Annotated in this window: 19 protein-coding genes; 7 read left to right on the top strand and 12 right to left on the bottom strand. The window is 66.8% G+C overall.

From position 1 onward, the window contains the following. Nucleotides 1-452: 452 nt before the first annotated feature. Nucleotides 453-1,340, bottom strand: coding sequence for an HNH endonuclease (locus ABFX56_RS14430; RefSeq protein ID WP_346234056.1), 888 nt, complete (start codon nt 1,338-1,340; stop codon nt 453-455). Between the two features lie 160 nt (nt 1,341-1,500). Between ABFX56_RS14430 and ABFX56_RS14425 the strand changes: the two genes are divergently transcribed. From ABFX56_RS14425 to ABFX56_RS14415, 3 genes are all read left to right on the top strand, one after another. Further along, on the top strand, nt 1,501-1,839 hold the full coding sequence (locus ABFX56_RS14425; RefSeq protein WP_346234055.1) for a hypothetical protein: 339 nt from the start codon (nt 1,501-1,503) through the stop codon (nt 1,837-1,839). A 42-nt stretch (nt 1,840-1,881) separates the two neighbouring features. After that, nucleotides 1,882-2,718, top strand: a complete 837-nt coding sequence (locus ABFX56_RS14420; protein WP_346234054.1) for a nuclease-related domain-containing protein — start codon at nt 1,882-1,884, stop codon at nt 2,716-2,718. A 194-nt stretch (nt 2,719-2,912) separates the two neighbouring features. After that, a complete protein-coding gene (locus ABFX56_RS14415) occupies nt 2,913-3,164 on the top strand; it encodes a hypothetical protein (protein WP_346234053.1) in 252 nt (83 codons plus the stop codon). Nucleotides 3,165-3,201: 37 nt separating this feature from the next. Here ABFX56_RS14415 and ABFX56_RS14410 read toward each other — a convergent pair whose 3' ends face one another. The 6 genes from ABFX56_RS14410 to ABFX56_RS14385 all read right to left on the bottom strand — a co-directional run bounded on the left by ABFX56_RS14410 (nt 3,202) and on the right by ABFX56_RS14385 (nt 6,146). Continuing rightward, a complete protein-coding gene (locus ABFX56_RS14410; RefSeq protein ID WP_346234052.1) occupies nt 3,202-3,780 on the bottom strand; it encodes a hypothetical protein in 579 nt (192 codons plus the stop codon). 20 nt (nt 3,781-3,800) lie between these two features. Beyond that, on the bottom strand, nt 3,801-4,256 hold the full coding sequence (locus ABFX56_RS14405; protein ID WP_346234051.1) for an excisionase family DNA-binding protein: 456 nt from the start codon (nt 4,254-4,256) through the stop codon (nt 3,801-3,803). A gap of 119 nt (nt 4,257-4,375) precedes the next feature. Further along, complete coding sequence (locus tag ABFX56_RS14400; RefSeq protein ID WP_346234050.1) at nt 4,376-5,047, bottom strand: DUF1294 domain-containing protein; 672 nt, start codon at nt 5,045-5,047, stop codon at nt 4,376-4,378. Beyond that, entirely contained in the window at nt 5,044-5,388 is a 345-nt protein-coding gene (locus ABFX56_RS14395; protein ID WP_346234049.1) for an MmcQ/YjbR family DNA-binding protein, read from the bottom strand. Before ABFX56_RS14395 ends, ABFX56_RS14400 begins: the two co-directional genes overlap by 4 nt. A 49-nt stretch (nt 5,389-5,437) precedes the next feature. Then, entirely contained in the window at nt 5,438-5,917 is a 480-nt protein-coding gene (locus ABFX56_RS14390) for a Clp protease N-terminal domain-containing protein (RefSeq protein ID WP_346234048.1), read from the bottom strand. Next, nucleotides 5,910-6,146, bottom strand: coding sequence for a helix-turn-helix domain-containing protein (locus ABFX56_RS14385; RefSeq protein ID WP_346234047.1), 237 nt, complete (start codon nt 6,144-6,146; stop codon nt 5,910-5,912). The genes ABFX56_RS14390 and ABFX56_RS14385 overlap by 8 nt, the downstream gene beginning before the upstream one ends. Nucleotides 6,147-6,301: 155 nt before the next feature. Here ABFX56_RS14385 and ABFX56_RS14380 point away from each other — a divergent pair, with 155 nt between their 5' ends. Then, a complete protein-coding gene (locus tag ABFX56_RS14380) occupies nt 6,302-6,754 on the top strand; it encodes a hypothetical protein (protein ID WP_346234046.1) in 453 nt (150 codons plus the stop codon). A 90-nt stretch (nt 6,755-6,844) separates the two neighbouring features. On the opposite strand, the gene ABFX56_RS14375 is transcribed toward ABFX56_RS14380, so the two are convergent. Continuing rightward, a complete protein-coding gene (locus tag ABFX56_RS14375) occupies nt 6,845-7,705 on the bottom strand; it encodes an MOSC domain-containing protein (protein ID WP_346234045.1) in 861 nt (286 codons plus the stop codon). 123 nt (nt 7,706-7,828) lie between these two features. On the opposite strand from ABFX56_RS14375, the gene ABFX56_RS14370 reads away from it, so the two are divergent. Continuing rightward, nucleotides 7,829-8,461, top strand: a complete 633-nt coding sequence (locus ABFX56_RS14370; RefSeq protein ID WP_346234044.1) for a class I SAM-dependent methyltransferase — start codon at nt 7,829-7,831, stop codon at nt 8,459-8,461. A gap of 191 nt (nt 8,462-8,652) precedes the next feature. Here the strand turns inward: ABFX56_RS14370 and ABFX56_RS14365 are convergent, their stop codons facing one another. Further along, on the bottom strand, nt 8,653-9,327 hold the full coding sequence (locus tag ABFX56_RS14365) for an NUDIX hydrolase (protein WP_346234043.1): 675 nt from the start codon (nt 9,325-9,327) through the stop codon (nt 8,653-8,655). A gap of 294 nt (nt 9,328-9,621) precedes the next feature. On the opposite strand from ABFX56_RS14365, the gene ABFX56_RS14360 reads away from it, so the two are divergent. Then, complete coding sequence (locus ABFX56_RS14360; RefSeq protein ID WP_346234042.1) at nt 9,622-10,020, top strand: VOC family protein; 399 nt, start codon at nt 9,622-9,624, stop codon at nt 10,018-10,020. A gap of 18 nt (nt 10,021-10,038) precedes the next feature. On the opposite strand, the gene ABFX56_RS14355 is transcribed toward ABFX56_RS14360, so the two are convergent. The 3 genes from ABFX56_RS14355 to ABFX56_RS14345 all read right to left on the bottom strand — a co-directional run bounded on the left by ABFX56_RS14355 (nt 10,039) and on the right by ABFX56_RS14345 (nt 12,796). Beyond that, nucleotides 10,039-10,356: a hypothetical protein gene (locus ABFX56_RS14355; RefSeq protein WP_346234041.1), complete on the bottom strand. Its 318-nt coding sequence runs from the start codon at nt 10,354-10,356 to the stop codon at nt 10,039-10,041. 158 nt (nt 10,357-10,514) lie between these two features. Continuing rightward, the gene (locus ABFX56_RS14350) at nt 10,515-11,279 is read right to left on the bottom strand and encodes an MBL fold metallo-hydrolase (protein ID WP_346234040.1); all 765 of its coding nucleotides are present in this window, start codon (nt 11,277-11,279) and stop codon (nt 10,515-10,517) included. 149 nt (nt 11,280-11,428) lie between these two features. Beyond that, nucleotides 11,429-12,796 (bottom strand): NAD-dependent succinate-semialdehyde dehydrogenase, encoded by a 1,368-nt coding sequence (locus ABFX56_RS14345; protein ID WP_346234039.1) that lies wholly within the window; start codon nt 12,794-12,796, stop codon nt 11,429-11,431. Nucleotides 12,797-13,077: 281 nt separating this feature from the next. Here ABFX56_RS14345 and ABFX56_RS14340 point away from each other — a divergent pair, with 281 nt between their 5' ends. After that, a complete protein-coding gene (locus ABFX56_RS14340) occupies nt 13,078-13,971 on the top strand; it encodes an ABC transporter substrate-binding protein (protein WP_346234038.1) in 894 nt (297 codons plus the stop codon). Nucleotides 13,972-13,991 lie beyond the last annotated feature (20 nt).

Here is a 13,991-nt window from a genome sequence, read left to right as displayed (position 1 = left end):
TTCCATGAGAAACGAAATTAGTCGCGCACTACGTGAATCGGGTGCCAACTGCCATGAGTTGAGGCGTCAGCGGTTAGTGAGAAGTCATACGAAGTCCAAACTCCCGTGAGGCGAGTCCGGGTTTGCAACGATCTCACACGCTAAATATCTCCACACACCACCCAATGGAATTGACCGACAGTGGAGGCGGCTTGGGAAGCCCGAGCGTCATGCACCTACAGCGTCGCGAATGCAAAAACGGCTATCCGAGCGACATTCCCATGATCCGTGGGGGTTGTCCCCGAGATGTAGTCCCGCGTGGAGGCGCGCATTACTTCGTGTCCGTAGATGTCCCGTCGCATCTGTGGTCCGCAACCCAGTTTGCACTTGAGACCGGTCCCTGATACTTTCCATCCGCGTAGCCTTCATTTGGCCCGGGGGAGGATGTGTATTCGCAGTTCAGTAGAGCTGTTTCATGCCGCAACGAACTCCGCGAACCGCTCCGCCAGCCGATCCGCTGACGGCCACTCGGCCTTTCGGTGCGGGAGGACGAGCATCCGCCCATGCATGTCCTGCAGGCCGTGCCGCAGCATCGGGCCGTCGACCTCGTCGAGCAGCTCGCGGTTGATCCGCACCTGGAAGTCAGGCGTGATGCCGAGCAGGTTGCGGTCGTAGGACGCATGGTGGATCTTGCAGAGGGCTAGACCGTTCGTCACCTGAGGCACACCGCGCAGCTGGGTGTCCCCGATGATGTGCGCGGCATCCAGCAGTTCCGGATGCTTCAGGCTGCACACCGCGCAGGTGCTTGAGTAGGCGCGCAGCACCCGCGCCCGAAACATCGGCTGGTGCAGGCGCTCCTTTACGATCCGCTCCGCGTACCGACGCTGGTCGGCCGTCATGTGCAGCGGATCCCCGAACAGCCGCAGCGATTCATCCAGCGCCACGTACACGATCCGCGTCACCGGGTCATCCTGCACGATGTAGACAGGATAGTAGGCGACGTAATATCCGGGCCGCATCCCGTGGAAGTACACCAGCGGGTCGCCGTTCTCGTAGGCGCGGCGCAGCTTGACGTTGTCGCCACCCTCCCTCGACTGGTACGAGTACTTCACCAGGCCGTCAGGGCGGATCTCGTCCTCGTAGCTGTTCCCCTTGGTCCCGGTCATGATGCTCAACGTCGCGTCGAAGTCGGCCGGGTTGCGGATGCCGCGGCTGCGATCAAGCAGCGGGATGCGGTCGCCGAGGTAGGTGTAGCTCTCCAGTTCGGCGCGGCTGAGTTCGTAGCTGCCGGCGGCGAGGCGCTCGTCGAGCCAGCGGAAGATGTCCTCGCGGATGCTTCGTTGCTCGGCCTCGGTGCGCACAGTTGAGTTCTACCACTAACGGGAGCCGTTGCGCGCCGATGCCACAGTCCAGCGTGATCAAGCGGCATCAGGCAATAGTCACCGGCCGTTGCCCGCGCTCGAGCTCTTCTGGGGGTCTAGTCTTCGTACTGAGAGATTCTCGCAGAGCAAGGTGAGCCCGATGATCGATACTTTCCAACCAATTCTGAGCGCCCTCGCCGGCACGTACGTGTTGGTCTGGCTGCTGCCGACCGCCTGCGTCCTCGGGATTGGGTTGATCGTTGTCGGCTTCGCTCAGGGCAGGGCGCTGTTGATTGTCGGAGGGATCGCCTCTCCGCTCGCCGCGTTGATCTTGGGGCTGTCGCTCCAGACATCCGGCCTCTCTAACGAGAATGCACCCGCCAACCTCGGGGAATCGGTGGCTTCGGTGGCCAACTTCCTGCCGTTCGCACTCGGAGTCGCGGCGCTCATCTTCTTATCCGCAGTGCTGCCGGCCATCGTGAGGGTGGCCCGAAGGTAGCGATGCACTGCTGCAGCCGGCAAAGAGCGGAGAATCACTACGGTGTCTGACGAGACCAAGATGGCAACGCTGGCCGACCGCATCCCGGGCCACTCGGTGATGGAGGAGCTGCTGCGCTCCCAGGCGGTGACCGGGCCGCGCGGGACGCTAGTCCGCGTGTTCGGGGTGTCCCCGCTCAGCGCCGACGAACAGAGTTGGTACAGCGGCGCCCTAGGCGAACGCACGGTGGGGCGGATGCTCACCGGTCTCGATGAGAACTGGACGGTGCTGCACGCGATTCCGGTCGGCAACGGCACCTCGGACATCGACCACGTCATCATCGGGCCCGGCGGCGTCTTCACCGTCAACACGAAGCACCACCCCGGCCAGCGAGTGTGGGTCGCCCCGCACACGTTCATGGTCTCCGGCCAGCAGCAGCCCTACCTCCGCAACTCGGAGCACGAGGCCGAGCGCGCCACCAAGAAGCTGTACTCCGTGCTGCCGGCCGGGCTCGCGGCGGTGCCGGTAATCGCCGTCGTCGACGCCAAAGCGATCACCATCAAGGAGCGCCCGGCCACGGTGGTGGTCTTGAACGCTCGGTCGCTCGTCCGCTGGCTACGCAAACGTCCGGTTGTGCTGGATGCCGGGCAGGTCGCATCCATCCTCGCGCTGGCCAAACTTCCGTCCACGTGGCACAGCTCCCCCGCCGAGCCGACGGATGCGGTGACCCTGGCCCGCGGCTTCGACGCGCTACATCGCGAGGTACTGCAGGCGCGGACGCGGAGGCTCATTTGGGCGGGAGCGTTCGTAGCGGTGCTGGTGGCGGCCATGCTTGCACTCGCCCCGCAGATCGGGCACTTGGTCACAGGGCTCCTGAGCTCCCTCACCCTTGGCGGCTGACCGTTGCCGCATCTAAGCAGATAGTTGTCGAAAGAGCGACAACTCGGAGGACTTCGAATAGAGCTTTCGCTCCCGCGTGGTATTGTCAACATCCTGATGACAGGATAATGAAATTCTCGTACAGTGCTGGGAAGCATGGCATCCGTGAGGAGGACATCCTCAGGCCAAAGTTCTACAACCGGTGAGGTGACGACATGGCGCGAACTAACAACAAGGCGGACGTCGAACGGTGGCTCGATGGCATCGATCCCAACACCGACCCAGGCCGCGATGGCCATCACCTGCGCGCCATCGGTGCCGCACTCACCGCGCTCGAAGAGGCCGAGGATGCTCTACGGAAAGCTATCGCCGACGCCCACGCCGAGGGCGACTCCTGGCATGCCATCGGCGCCGTGCTTGGCACGTCCCGTCAAGCCGCGCATCGAAAGTTCGCGCGGAAGACATAGCCGCGATGCAGTTCGCGGAGTTCGCCGCGTAGGGCAACTACAACCGATGCGCCACTTGCTCCACAATGCCCGCCGCCGCGCGCCAGCCCCCACGGTCCATCCAGCTAGACAACCGCGCGAGAACAGCGGCATCTGGAAGGTCAGTCAGCCCCGGCATCCACCGATCACGAACCATGCTTACCAATGCCTCCGTTGCAGCCTTCACATCAACATCTATCGCATATGCCACGAATTCTGCCGAGGCCTGAGGATCGATGAGACCAGAGCGTTCAACTTCGGCGCGCAGTGCAGCGTCGTTGGTGACCAAGACATCCGCATGTCCCCAGAGGGCGCTAGCAACGATGTGGTGATCCTTGCTATTGATGAACTGTTGCACCTCGACGACCACACCGTGATCCCATCGGACGTCGGCCTCCGGAAAAGCACGATTCATGGAGTCGAGAAGGGCCGACCGCGCTGCGACATCCATAGAAGTTGGCAGATGCCGAAGCATTTCCTCAATGGCACCCCCGCTCCAGAGCGGGTCGAACAGGTCCGCCTCGCCGAGGGTCAGAAGCACATCGCGCTCCCGAGCGCCAACGAGAACGTTGGCATCGAGGAACGCACGGAATTGCATGCTCGAATGATACTCAGCGACTAGAAGTCGTTGGTGTACTGGCCCGCCTCGCGCGAGATTCGAGCCAGGTCGTTCAGCGCTTCCCGGCGACCCGTGCGACGTTGTTGAAGATAGGCGTTCAACTCCCCCAGCCGCACCTTACGATGCGTGCCGACGTACTCCGCCCGCAGAGCGCCATTGTCGATCAGCTGACATAGGTAGGGACGAGAGACTCCTGCCAACTCGGCGGCACGAGATGTTGTCAGCATTGAGTCCGTCGAACCGACGATCACGGCGTCCTGATTGGCGAACCGAGCCAGAACATCCACGACCGCGTTCAGCACGCTGCCGGACACGGTGATCTCAGTCCCGCCGATGGTGATGGTCTGGTCACTGTCTGGCTCGACATCGGACGACAGTTTCTTGATCGCCCTGCCGATTGCCTCAGCAGAAGTGGCGGGTTCAACGGCACTAATGCGCGGTTTCGTAAGGGTCATTGTCTCGACCTCCCTCGAGCCGTCCCTGGTTGAGTATCCAGTGTAACCGAAACATTTGTAATAAACGCAATAACTGTAACGACTCTCTGACGCCCTCGTCGAAGACTAGTCCGCAGAGATTAGGGAGCCGCCAGGAACGCGGTAACCCATCCAACAAGGACGTGGATGGAGCCGGGCCAGGCCAGCAGCACGAACGCGACCACATTCAGGAGCACGGTTCCCCAGAACGCCCGTTGAAACGTCGCCTTCTTCGTCTTGTGGCGCAAGACCTGCTGGGCGATGATCGCCCCCGGCCAGCCGCCGATGAGCCCCAGGCTGAGCAAGCTGCTCTCCGACATCCGCCACCGTCCGGAACGGGCCGCCGACTTGTCGAACGCGTAGCTGACGAAGCACAACACACTGACCCCGAGGTACAGCGCCGCGACCCACGGCGGTGGCATCCACCGCACGCTGACGAGGACAAAGAGCGCCAGGAATGCCGCCAGCGCCAGGTAGCCGACGAGGTCCTGGCGCGCCGACCGGTATCGGACGCCCTGGCCCGGCCGGTGTTCCATACCGCGCCGCTCGACGCGGGCGGCCCGCTGCCGTCCATCCGGGGACAACTCGACCTCGAAGGTCAGCGGCTCGCCGACCTCGGGCCGCACCACACCGAGCGGAAACGCCTTGATGTGCACAAACACATTACGGCCGCCCGAGTTGGCCGGATCGGCGGGCCTGATGAAGCCGAACCCACGCTCGTCGTTCCACGACGCGAGGGTGCCCGTCAGGCGCGTCGCGTGACCCGCCGTCACCGCGGTACCCGCGGCAGTTTCGGCCGCACCAGCGCGTGGCTGGCCGTGACCAGCTGCTCGACCAGGGCATCCGGAACGCCGCCGTCCAGCACGACTGTGATCCAGTGCCGCTTGTTGAGGTGATAGCCCGGGGTGATCTGCGGGTATTCCGCCTGCAGCGCCAGGCTCTCCTCCGGGTCACACTTCACCGAGACCGTCAGCGGGGTCGCATCCAGGGCCGAGATCGCGAAGATCTTGCCGTTGCCGGAGGTCTTGAACACCGAGGTCTCCTCGCCGAACGGGAACGTCTCGATCGCCTGCGGCAGCGAGGAGCACAGGGCGAGCAGGCCATCCGGAGTCATGGAACCGAGGATACAACCGGGTTCCACGGCCCCGAGGCCCGCAAGGCGCTTACCGGGCACCCACCGTTCGCGCGGCGCGCTCCAGCAGCGCCGCCCGATCGACGCCGGCGAACTCGAGCGCCCGCGGCACGGTGCCGAGATCCGCGCGCAGGATGCCGACCAGCACATCGGTGCCGCCCATCTGGGAGCGGTGCCGCCGGGTGGCCACATCCTTGCCGCGCAGCAGCGCCTCCTTCGCCGAGGTGGCCCAGACGGGCGTGCCGTCCGTCGGCCTCGGGGCGCTCCCCTCCCCCGGCTGGATGCCGGCGTGGGCGAGACTCTGCCTGCGCTCGGTGCGCAGCGCATCCGTGAGGCGGTCGTAGTCCAGTCCGGCGGCAGCCAGCAGCCGGGCCGGCTCGCCGTCGGCCTCCGCGGCCAGAGCGAGCAGGAGGTGCTCGGCGTCCAGTGTGCGGGAGCCGGCCTGCTTTGCCTCAACCCGTGCCTGCGCGAGAGACGCGCGCAGCGCGCGGCCCCAGTTGGTGTCATCCATTGCGTCTCCTCAGTTCGATCCCGGCCGCTGCCAGCCGACGGGCGTGCTTCTTGTGCACGGCCTGGCGCGTGACGCCCAGCGCCTGGGCGACCTGGGGCCACGACCAGCCGTCGCGCACGGCGCGCTCGACCTCGGCGTCCTCCAGCTGGTCGGCCAGCGCACGCAGCGCCACCACGGAGGCCAGGCCATCCGCGGGGCCGCCGGTGGCGGGTGGGATGTTCGGTGTCATATAGACAACTTAGGTTGACTAATCACGTTTGTCAACCTCGGTTGTCAATTCTCTGGAACTAGTTCTGGCTTTCGCGCCTCGCTGGCAGCGCTGGACGCCATCCGCATCTCAGCCACCGCTGGCCAGGGCGCGCCGAGTGGCACTAGCCTCAACGGATGGATCCTCAAACATGGGGCGGCGGCGGCGCCTGGTTCGCCCTGGCCCTGGCCAACGCCGGCCTGGCCGAGCAGAAGAACCGCTCCCGGCTGCGCTGGTTCGCGGTCTCGCTGCTGTTGGGGCCACTGGCCACGCTGTTCATCGTGGTCTGGCCGCGAGTCGAGGGCGACTGGCGCACTGAACCGGTGACGACGCTGAACATCGTTCGCAGCGTACGGGACCGCTGGATCCTCGCGCTCGGCGTCACCCTGCTCACGGCGCTCGTGGTCGCCCTGATCGGCGTCTTCGCCGGTAACTGGATGCTCGCCCTCGTCGGCGTCGGATGCCTGCTCGCCAGCGCCGTAGCGCTGAGCTGGCTGCTGCGGGCCAAGAAGACGCACGAGCGGGGCACTGGTGAAGAGCACAGTCCCGGTCAAGAGCCCAGCGCCAGTGAGGAGCTCCCGCGGCACTGAGTTGCGAGAAAAGCACCCTCCGGAGGCTCCGGAAGGTGCCTTTCTCGCAACTCAACGTCTCGCACGGGCTGGCACGAGCATCCGTGGCGGCTATCGCGGCTCGACTGCGTCCCCCACCGAAAGCGTGCCGGTGCCCAGCGGCGCGAGCCGGATGCCGAACCAGGTCTTGCGGTCCCAGTGCCGGTGCCGGGCGAGTGTGCGGGTGGGCTCCTTGCCGCCGGCGAGGGTGACCGGGTCGATGGTCGGCATCACGCAGCGGTCGCAGATCATGGTCTTGCGGAAGGTGACCTCGCCGATCCGCACGGTGAACCAGCGATCCTCCTCGAACGGTTCGCCGCCGTCGACGACCACGTTGGGGCGGAACCGCACCACGTTGAGCGGCTCCGGATGCGCGTTGCCGCCGCCGCTCACGTGCCTCGGATCGAGGTCGGCGACATCCGGGACATCGGCCTCGGCGGCGATCCAGCGGTCCAACTGGGTGAGCGAGGCCTCGCTGACCAGCAGCAGCGGTCCGGCATCCGCCAGCGAGAGGTGCTCCCCCGGCAGGCCGCCACGGTTCTCGGCGATCGGTCGGGTGGTCGGGTCGGGTTGCCAGACCAGCGTGGTGGCCCGGCCGACCCGCGCGGTGAGCCAGGCGCTGGCCTCGGCCGCCGCGCACCGCACCACGCCGAGGCGCTCGTGCTCGATCGGCTCCGCGCCGGTGTGCGGCGGGGCCATGACCTGGATGCTCGCGCCATGCTGGTCCGTGATGCGGATCGTGCCCTGGCCAACCGGTTCGGCGCGCAGGCCAAGCAGGTCATGCACCTCGCGGGCGGTGATCCGGTTGCCGGCCACGTCGAGCAGGCACCAGCGCCGGTCGCCGGCCAGGCCCCACGGCTCCACGGCGGCGCGCGCCACGGGCATCCCACCCAGCGACTTGACCGGGTAGACCCGCAGAGCAGTGACACGCATCCCCCCATCCTCGCAGCCGGTCGGGTTCGGCGGGGACGGGGCATCCGACGCCGGCGTTTCGGGAAGATGTGCAAGAGTGGCTGAATCGAGCCGAACGGCATGCGGGCGAGGAACGGAAGTGCGATGAACGCGGATGGCTGGGACGAGCGATACCGTACTGCCACGACCCATCGGCATGGCAGGGTCTGGTCCAACGACCCGCAGCAGGTGGTGCAGGATCTGGTGCGGGGCCTGACCCCGGGAAGCGTCCTCGACGTCGGCGCCGGCGATGGGCGCAACAGCGTGTTCCTCGCGCTGGCTGGCTGGGAGGTGACGGCACTGGATTTCTCGGCCGAGGGCATCCGTCTAGCCAGGGCGCGCGCAGAGAAGGAAGGCGCCGTAGCGACTTGGGTGGTGGCGGATGCGCGCGGCTACGCCCCGGGCCGGCAGTTCGACCTGGTGATCGCCACCTACCTGCACCTGACCCAGGCGGACACCCGCGAGGTGTTGTCCGCGGCCGCGACCTGGGTGGCGCCGGGCGGCCACCTGTTGGTGCTCGGCCACGACCGGGCCAACCTGGAGACCGGCGCGCCGGGGCCGAGCGATCCGGACATCCTCTACACGCCCGAGCTGCTCTCCTCCTGCGCGGTCGGGTTGTCCATCGAGCGTTGTGAGCGGGTGTTCCGGGACGGCGGGTCGGATCCCGAGAGCCCGGACGACAGCGCGGTGACCGCGGTCGACACGCTGCTGTTCGCCGCGCGGCCGGCAGCCGGCTGAGCGCCGTCGACATCCGCTGAGCCCGGCGGATGCGCCTGGCCGGTCGACACGCACTAAGCCCGGCGGATGCGCCCGGCGGTCACACCTGCGGCCGGTCGCCGGGGGCGCAAATGTGTCGCACGGGCGCATTCACCGCCGATCGACCGGTGTCGCCCCGCCTGCCGCGGTGTCGCATCCGTCGCGCGCTGCGGCTAGGGCTGCACGGTGCGGCTGTGGTCCCAGGGCACGGTCCAGCCGAGTTCGTCGAACAGCCGGGCGAGCACGATGCCGGTGAAGCCCCAGACCAGCACGCCGTGCACCGTGAACGCCGGGGTGCGGATGGTGCGGCCGTCACGCCGGTGCTCCACGGCGGCCCGGTTGGCGGGATCCAGAAGGTCGGCCACGGGCACGCGGAACACGTCCACGGACTCGCGTCGGTCGACCGCGGCGACCTCGGAGACCCGGGTCCACCAGGCGAGCACCGGTGTGACCAGGTTGTTGCTCACCGGCACCGGTAGTTGCGGCAGGGTGCCCAGGATTTCGACGCCGGACGGGTCGAGCCCGGTCTCCTCGACGGCTTCGCGCAGCGCCGTGGCGGTGATGTCGCCGTGGTCGGATGCCTCGACGCCGCCGCCCGGGAACGAGATCTGCCCGGGATGGTGCCCGAGCGTCTCGGAGCGGCGTTGTAACAGCACGTCCAGGTCGCGGCCGACCGGCCCGGTCGCGTGCGATGGCGCGGAGTCCAGAACCCCGAACAGCACCAGCACCGCGGACCGGCGCGCCCTCGAGGGGTCGGTGAGGAACCGGGACGGGTCCAGCGCCCAGTCCAGTCCCTGCGTGCAGAGCGCATCCAGCTCGGCGCGGGCATCCCTCGTGATGATCGACATAGCGGCCAGCCTAATTTACCTTTCCGGCGGCGCGCCCGGTGTCGGTCCTGTGCGTCGTGTCCGCCGTGTGCACCCGTGCCCACCCCCGGCCGTCCAGGTCCCATCTCACGGAGATTTTGCATCCGTAGGCCCTAGTTCTCGATAACCCGGCCCCATCCGGACAGTTATTCCTTGAAACGGGATGGATGGCGGGGGGTGGGCGTGGGGGCTGGGGCTGGTGGGCGTGGGGGCTGGGGCTGGTGGGCGTGGGGGCTGGGGCTGGTAGGGCAGCGGAGTGCGGAGAAGAATGGCGCGATGATCGGGCGGATGCACCACGTGGTGATCGACGCACCGGACCCACACGCGCTGGCACAGTTCTACTCCGCCATCCTCGGGCTTCCGGTGACGTACCGGGACGAGGACTGGGTCGTGGTCGCCCGGAACGACACCAGCTCAGGGATCGCGTTCCAACGCGCCCCGGACCATCAGCCGCCGCGCTGGCCGGACCCGAACTTCCCTCAGCAGTTTCACCTGGACATCATGGTCGACGACGTGACGCGGGCCGAACCCGAGGTGCTCGCGCTGGGGGCCCGGCGGTTGCCCGGCCCCAAGCCGACGTCACACATGTACGCGGACCCGGCCGGGCATCCGTTCTGCCTGATCACGCGCCCCGGCTGGGCGGCGCCGCTTCACCCGGCGCCAGCGCCGGAGTAGAGACTGCCGGAGTAGAGACTAGGGGCGGGTCAGGCCCGCGCCGGTCAGTTCCTTCTCGGTCCAGCCGGCCTTGATGGCGGCGGCCCAGGCGGCGACGGCGGCGCGCTGGTTGCGCGAGGTGACGATGCTGCGCACCCGGTCCCAGCGCGACTCGAAGGTCTCGCCGTGCAGGCCGGTCGGCCGGAACATGACGCCGTAACGTACGTCCGAGAGCCGGATGTCCTTCAGCGCGCTCGCGAGCACCCGGTACGTCACTCCGCGGGGCGACTCATCGCGTGGGGGGTGCACGGGGTTGGACGGTGCTGTGGATTCCGGGGTCGTGGTTGCATCACTCATACATTTCAGATTAGCGGCCACCCCGCTCGTGAAATGACACTTGCTGCGAGTGTGACGGATGCGACTATCGTGCACCCGACCGACGAAGCGCCGGATGCTGCCGCTCTAGCCCGCCTTGCTCCCCACCGCCGTGGCGAGCCAGCCCGTCAGGAATGAGCTCAGCTCGATGCCAAGGGCACCCGAACGCCGCGCGGGATGTCCACCAGCAGGTCGACGAGGTCGGCAGCCGCGAACGCCGCCACGAACTGCTCACGCGTCTCGGACAGGTGCCCCCAGTCCTCGGTGTGGATGCCGACCACCTGTTTCGGGTCGAGAATGCGGGCCGCCTCCGCCGCATCCGGCGACGTCATGGTCAGTGCCGCGTCGATCGCCGGGATCCTCGCGGCGCCGGCGTGCAGCAGCGCCACGTCGACGGCGTCGATGCGGTCGGCGATCTGGTCGACCAGTTCCAGCGACGCGTTGTCGCCGCTGATGTAGACGGTCGGCTCCCCCGCTGCCTGCAGCACGAAGCCGATCACCGGCCCGCTCATCGCCTCGAACTGCGCCGGCCCGTGCAGCGCCGGGGTCGCCGTCACGGTCACCGCACCGACCGTGCGCGAGGCCCACGGCGCGAGCCCGGACACCGGGCCGCCCACCTCCTCGGCCGCCTTCGCCGTGCTGAGGACCAGCGGCAGGCGCAGCAGCACCTCGCGTCCCAGGTGGTCCAGGTTGTCCAGGTGCTGGTGGTGCGAGAGCAGCCCGAGGTCGACTTCGCCCAGCTGGTCCACGGCGATGGCCGGACCGACCGTCTTCACCAGGGTCAGCCCGGACGGCTCAACATAGCTGCCCGGTGCATCGAAGGTGGGATCGGTCAGGATTCTCAGCCCGGCGTACTCCAACAGCACCGTTGGCCCGCCGATGTAGGTGACGAAAGTATCAGACATGGCGGCAGTCTATTGCGACCGTGAGAATCTCTCTAGTGCGGCATCCGCGTCTGACGCCTGACAGGCGAATGCACCCCGGGTCACAATTGCACCCGGTCGCCCGAGGGCAATAGTGACGGCAGGGCGCGATACTCGCCGCGGCACCGGCCTCACCCGATGCGGATCATCTTCTTGTTGACGAATTCGTCCGCGCCGAACCGGCCGAGCTCGCGACCGAACCCGGACCCTTTCACTCCGCCGAACGGCAACTCGGCGCCGTCGGCGCCGACCACGTTGACGAACACCATGCCCGCCTCGATCCGATCGGCGACCCGCGACGCCTGCGCGGCATCCGTGGTGAACACGTAGGAACCCAGGCCGAACGGGGTGTCGTTCGCCAGCTTTATGGCCTCGTCCTCCGATGCCGCCCGGTAGACCGTGGCGACCGGGCCGAAGAACTCCTCGTGGTATGCGTCGTTGTCGGCGGTGACATCGGTGAGCACGGTGGAGGAGAAGTAGTTCCCGTCTCGCTCACCACCGCCCACGATGCGCGCACCGCCGGCGACGGCACGGTCGAGTTGCTCCTGCAGCCGGTCGGTTGCGGCGTCGGAGGAGAGTGGCCCGAGCACGGTGTCCTGGGACATCGGGTCACCCGGCTTGGTGCCGGTGATCGCGGCGGTGAACTTCTCCAAGAAGGGCTCATACAACTTGTCGATCACGATGAACCGCTTGGCGGCGTTGCAGGACTGGCCGCTGTTGTCCAGCCGCGCCGCCACCGCCGAGTCGACCACGGCATCCAGGTCGTCGGTGTCCAGCAGGATGAATGGGTCGGATCCGCCCAGCTCCAACACCACCTTCTTGAGGTTGCGGCCGGCGACCTCGGCCACCGCAGCGCCGGCGCGCGCCGAACCGGTCAGCGAGACGCCCTGCACCCGCGGATCGGCGATCACCGAGGCGACCTGCTCGTTGGTGGCGTAGATGTTGACGTAGGCGCCCTCCGGGAACCCGGCGTCGCGGAAGATCTGCTCGATCGCCGCCGCTGATTCCGGGCACTGCGAGGCGTGCTTGAGCAGGATGGTGTTGCCCACCACGAGATTCGGGCCGACGAAACGCGCCACCTGGTAATAGGGGAAGTTCCACGGCATGATCCCCAGCAGCACGCCGAGCGAGCTGCGCCGGATCAGTGCGGAGCCCGCGCCGGCGAGCAGCCTGATCGGCTCGTCCTGCATCAGTGATTCGGCGTTGTCGGCGTAGAACGCGTAGATGTCGGCGCTGAAGTCGACCTCGGCGAGCGCCTGCTCGATGGGTTTGCCCATCTCGCGAACGATGATCTCGGCCAGCTGCTCGCGCCGCTCGGTGTGCAGATCGCCGACCCGTCGGATCAGCGCCGATCGCTGGGCGACCGTACTGGACCGTGACCATTCGCGGTGCGCCCGGTCGGCGGATGCGATGGCGTCGTCCAGCGCCGCATCCGAGATCGTCGGATAGCTCTGGACGGTCTGTCCTGTGGCGGGATTGACAACTGCGTAGTCACTCATGGTGCTCCTTCTGCCTACACGGTCAGTACTCCGCGCCGGGTGGGCAACGGTGCACATGACAGTGCCAGCCTAAGCGGGATGCGCCGCGATCCTCCACAACTCGAACCAATGGAGTGCCTCGCGCAGTTAGCAGATAATCACAAGGCGGCACCCGTGGCTTCGTCCGCCTGTCCATAGAGCATCGCCGCATCTGCCTTTACTCTCAAAGTGTTCCGCCTTTCATACCTCAGTGACGAGTCATCGCGGTGGCTCACCGAAGCACGAACGATCAAGGATGCTCAATGCGCGCTCGATACACCTGGCTGGCACTTGGTGCCGTCGCGGCTCTCACGCTCTCTGGTTGCGTCAGCAACGATGCCGCTGAGGCTAACCACTCGTCCAGTCCCGCCAGTTCGAATTCGACGAACCAGGACATCGCGGCGCTGCTCCCGGCCGACATCAAGAAAGCGGGCGTGCTCGAGGTGGGCATGGCCAATAACTATCCGCCCAACGAGTACAAGGGGCCTGATGGCAGCCCCGTGGGGTGGTCGGTGGATCTGACCAACGCACTCGGAGCGGTGCTTGGCCTCAAGGTCGACTTCAAAATCGAAACCTTCGACAACATCCTGCCAAAGCTGCGCGGCGGCACGCTGGACATGGGCATGTCCTCGTTCACAGACACGCTCGAGCGGGAGAAGCAGGTCGACTTCGTCAACTACTTCACCGCCGGCATCCAGTGGGCGTCCGCGAAGGGCAAAACCGTCGATCCAGATAACGCGTGCGGCCTGAAGGTAGCAGTGCAGGCCACGACGTACGAGGACTCCACCGAAGTGCCGGCGAAGTCCAAGGCGTGCACGGATGCCGGCAAGGCCGCCATCCAGATCCTCAAGTACGATGCGCAGGACTCGGCCACCACGGCACTCGTGCTCGGCCAAGTCGATGCGATGAGCGCCGACTCCCCGGTCACCCTGTACGCCATCAAGCAGACCGACGGCAAGCTGCAACCCGCTGGGGAGGCGTTTGAAGCAGCGCCGTATGGCATCCCGGTCGCTCTGGGCAGCAAACTGGGTCCCGTGCTGCAGAAGGCACTCCAGTCGATGGTTGACGACGGAAGCTACACGAAGATCCTCACGAAGTGGGGCGTCGAAAGCGGCGGCATCGACAAGATCACCATCAACGCAGCTTCACACCAGTAGCAGCCGAGCGGCCAGTCCAG

The organism is Parafrigoribacterium mesophilum (assembly GCF_039652555.1).
GTDB lineage: Bacteria > Actinomycetota > Actinomycetes > Actinomycetales > Microbacteriaceae > Parafrigoribacterium > Parafrigoribacterium mesophilum.
The sequence above is the reverse complement of the archived record's forward strand: the minus strand, read 5'-3'. Positions and strand labels throughout refer to the sequence as shown.

What these genes read in the sequence shown, in the direction of transcription:
- ABFX56_RS14425 (WP_346234055.1), top strand. Translation starts at nt 1,501, where the DNA reads ATGATCGATACTTTCCAACCAATTCTGAGCGCCCTCGCCGGCACGTAC.
- ABFX56_RS14415 (WP_346234053.1), top strand. Translation starts at nt 2,913, where the DNA reads ATGGCGCGAACTAACAACAAGGCGGACGTCGAACGGTGGCTCGATGGC.
- ABFX56_RS14410 (WP_346234052.1), bottom strand. Translation starts at nt 3,780, where the DNA reads ATGCAATTCCGTGCGTTCCTCGATGCCAACGTTCTCGTTGGCGCTCGG.
- ABFX56_RS14405 (WP_346234051.1), bottom strand. Translation starts at nt 4,256, where the DNA reads ATGACCCTTACGAAACCGCGCATTAGTGCCGTTGAACCCGCCACTTCT.
- ABFX56_RS14395 (WP_346234049.1), bottom strand. Translation starts at nt 5,388, where the DNA reads ATGACTCCGGATGGCCTGCTCGCCCTGTGCTCCTCGCTGCCGCAGGCG.
- ABFX56_RS14390 (WP_346234048.1), bottom strand. Translation starts at nt 5,917, where the DNA reads ATGGATGACACCAACTGGGGCCGCGCGCTGCGCGCGTCTCTCGCGCAG.
- ABFX56_RS14385 (WP_346234047.1), bottom strand. Translation starts at nt 6,146, where the DNA reads ATGACACCGAACATCCCACCCGCCACCGGCGGCCCCGCGGATGGCCTG.
- ABFX56_RS14380 (WP_346234046.1), top strand. Translation starts at nt 6,302, where the DNA reads ATGGATCCTCAAACATGGGGCGGCGGCGGCGCCTGGTTCGCCCTGGCC.
- ABFX56_RS14375 (WP_346234045.1), bottom strand. Translation starts at nt 7,705, where the DNA reads ATGCGTGTCACTGCTCTGCGGGTCTACCCGGTCAAGTCGCTGGGTGGG.
- ABFX56_RS14370 (WP_346234044.1), top strand. Translation starts at nt 7,829, where the DNA reads ATGAACGCGGATGGCTGGGACGAGCGATACCGTACTGCCACGACCCAT.
- ABFX56_RS14365 (WP_346234043.1), bottom strand. Translation starts at nt 9,327, where the DNA reads ATGTCGATCATCACGAGGGATGCCCGCGCCGAGCTGGATGCGCTCTGC.
- ABFX56_RS14360 (WP_346234042.1), top strand. Translation starts at nt 9,622, where the DNA reads ATGATCGGGCGGATGCACCACGTGGTGATCGACGCACCGGACCCACAC.
- ABFX56_RS14355 (WP_346234041.1), bottom strand. Translation starts at nt 10,356, where the DNA reads ATGAGTGATGCAACCACGACCCCGGAATCCACAGCACCGTCCAACCCC.
- ABFX56_RS14350 (WP_346234040.1), bottom strand. Translation starts at nt 11,279, where the DNA reads ATGTCTGATACTTTCGTCACCTACATCGGCGGGCCAACGGTGCTGTTG.
- ABFX56_RS14345 (WP_346234039.1), bottom strand. Translation starts at nt 12,796, where the DNA reads ATGAGTGACTACGCAGTTGTCAATCCCGCCACAGGACAGACCGTCCAG.
- ABFX56_RS14340 (WP_346234038.1), top strand. Translation starts at nt 13,078, where the DNA reads ATGCGCGCTCGATACACCTGGCTGGCACTTGGTGCCGTCGCGGCTCTC.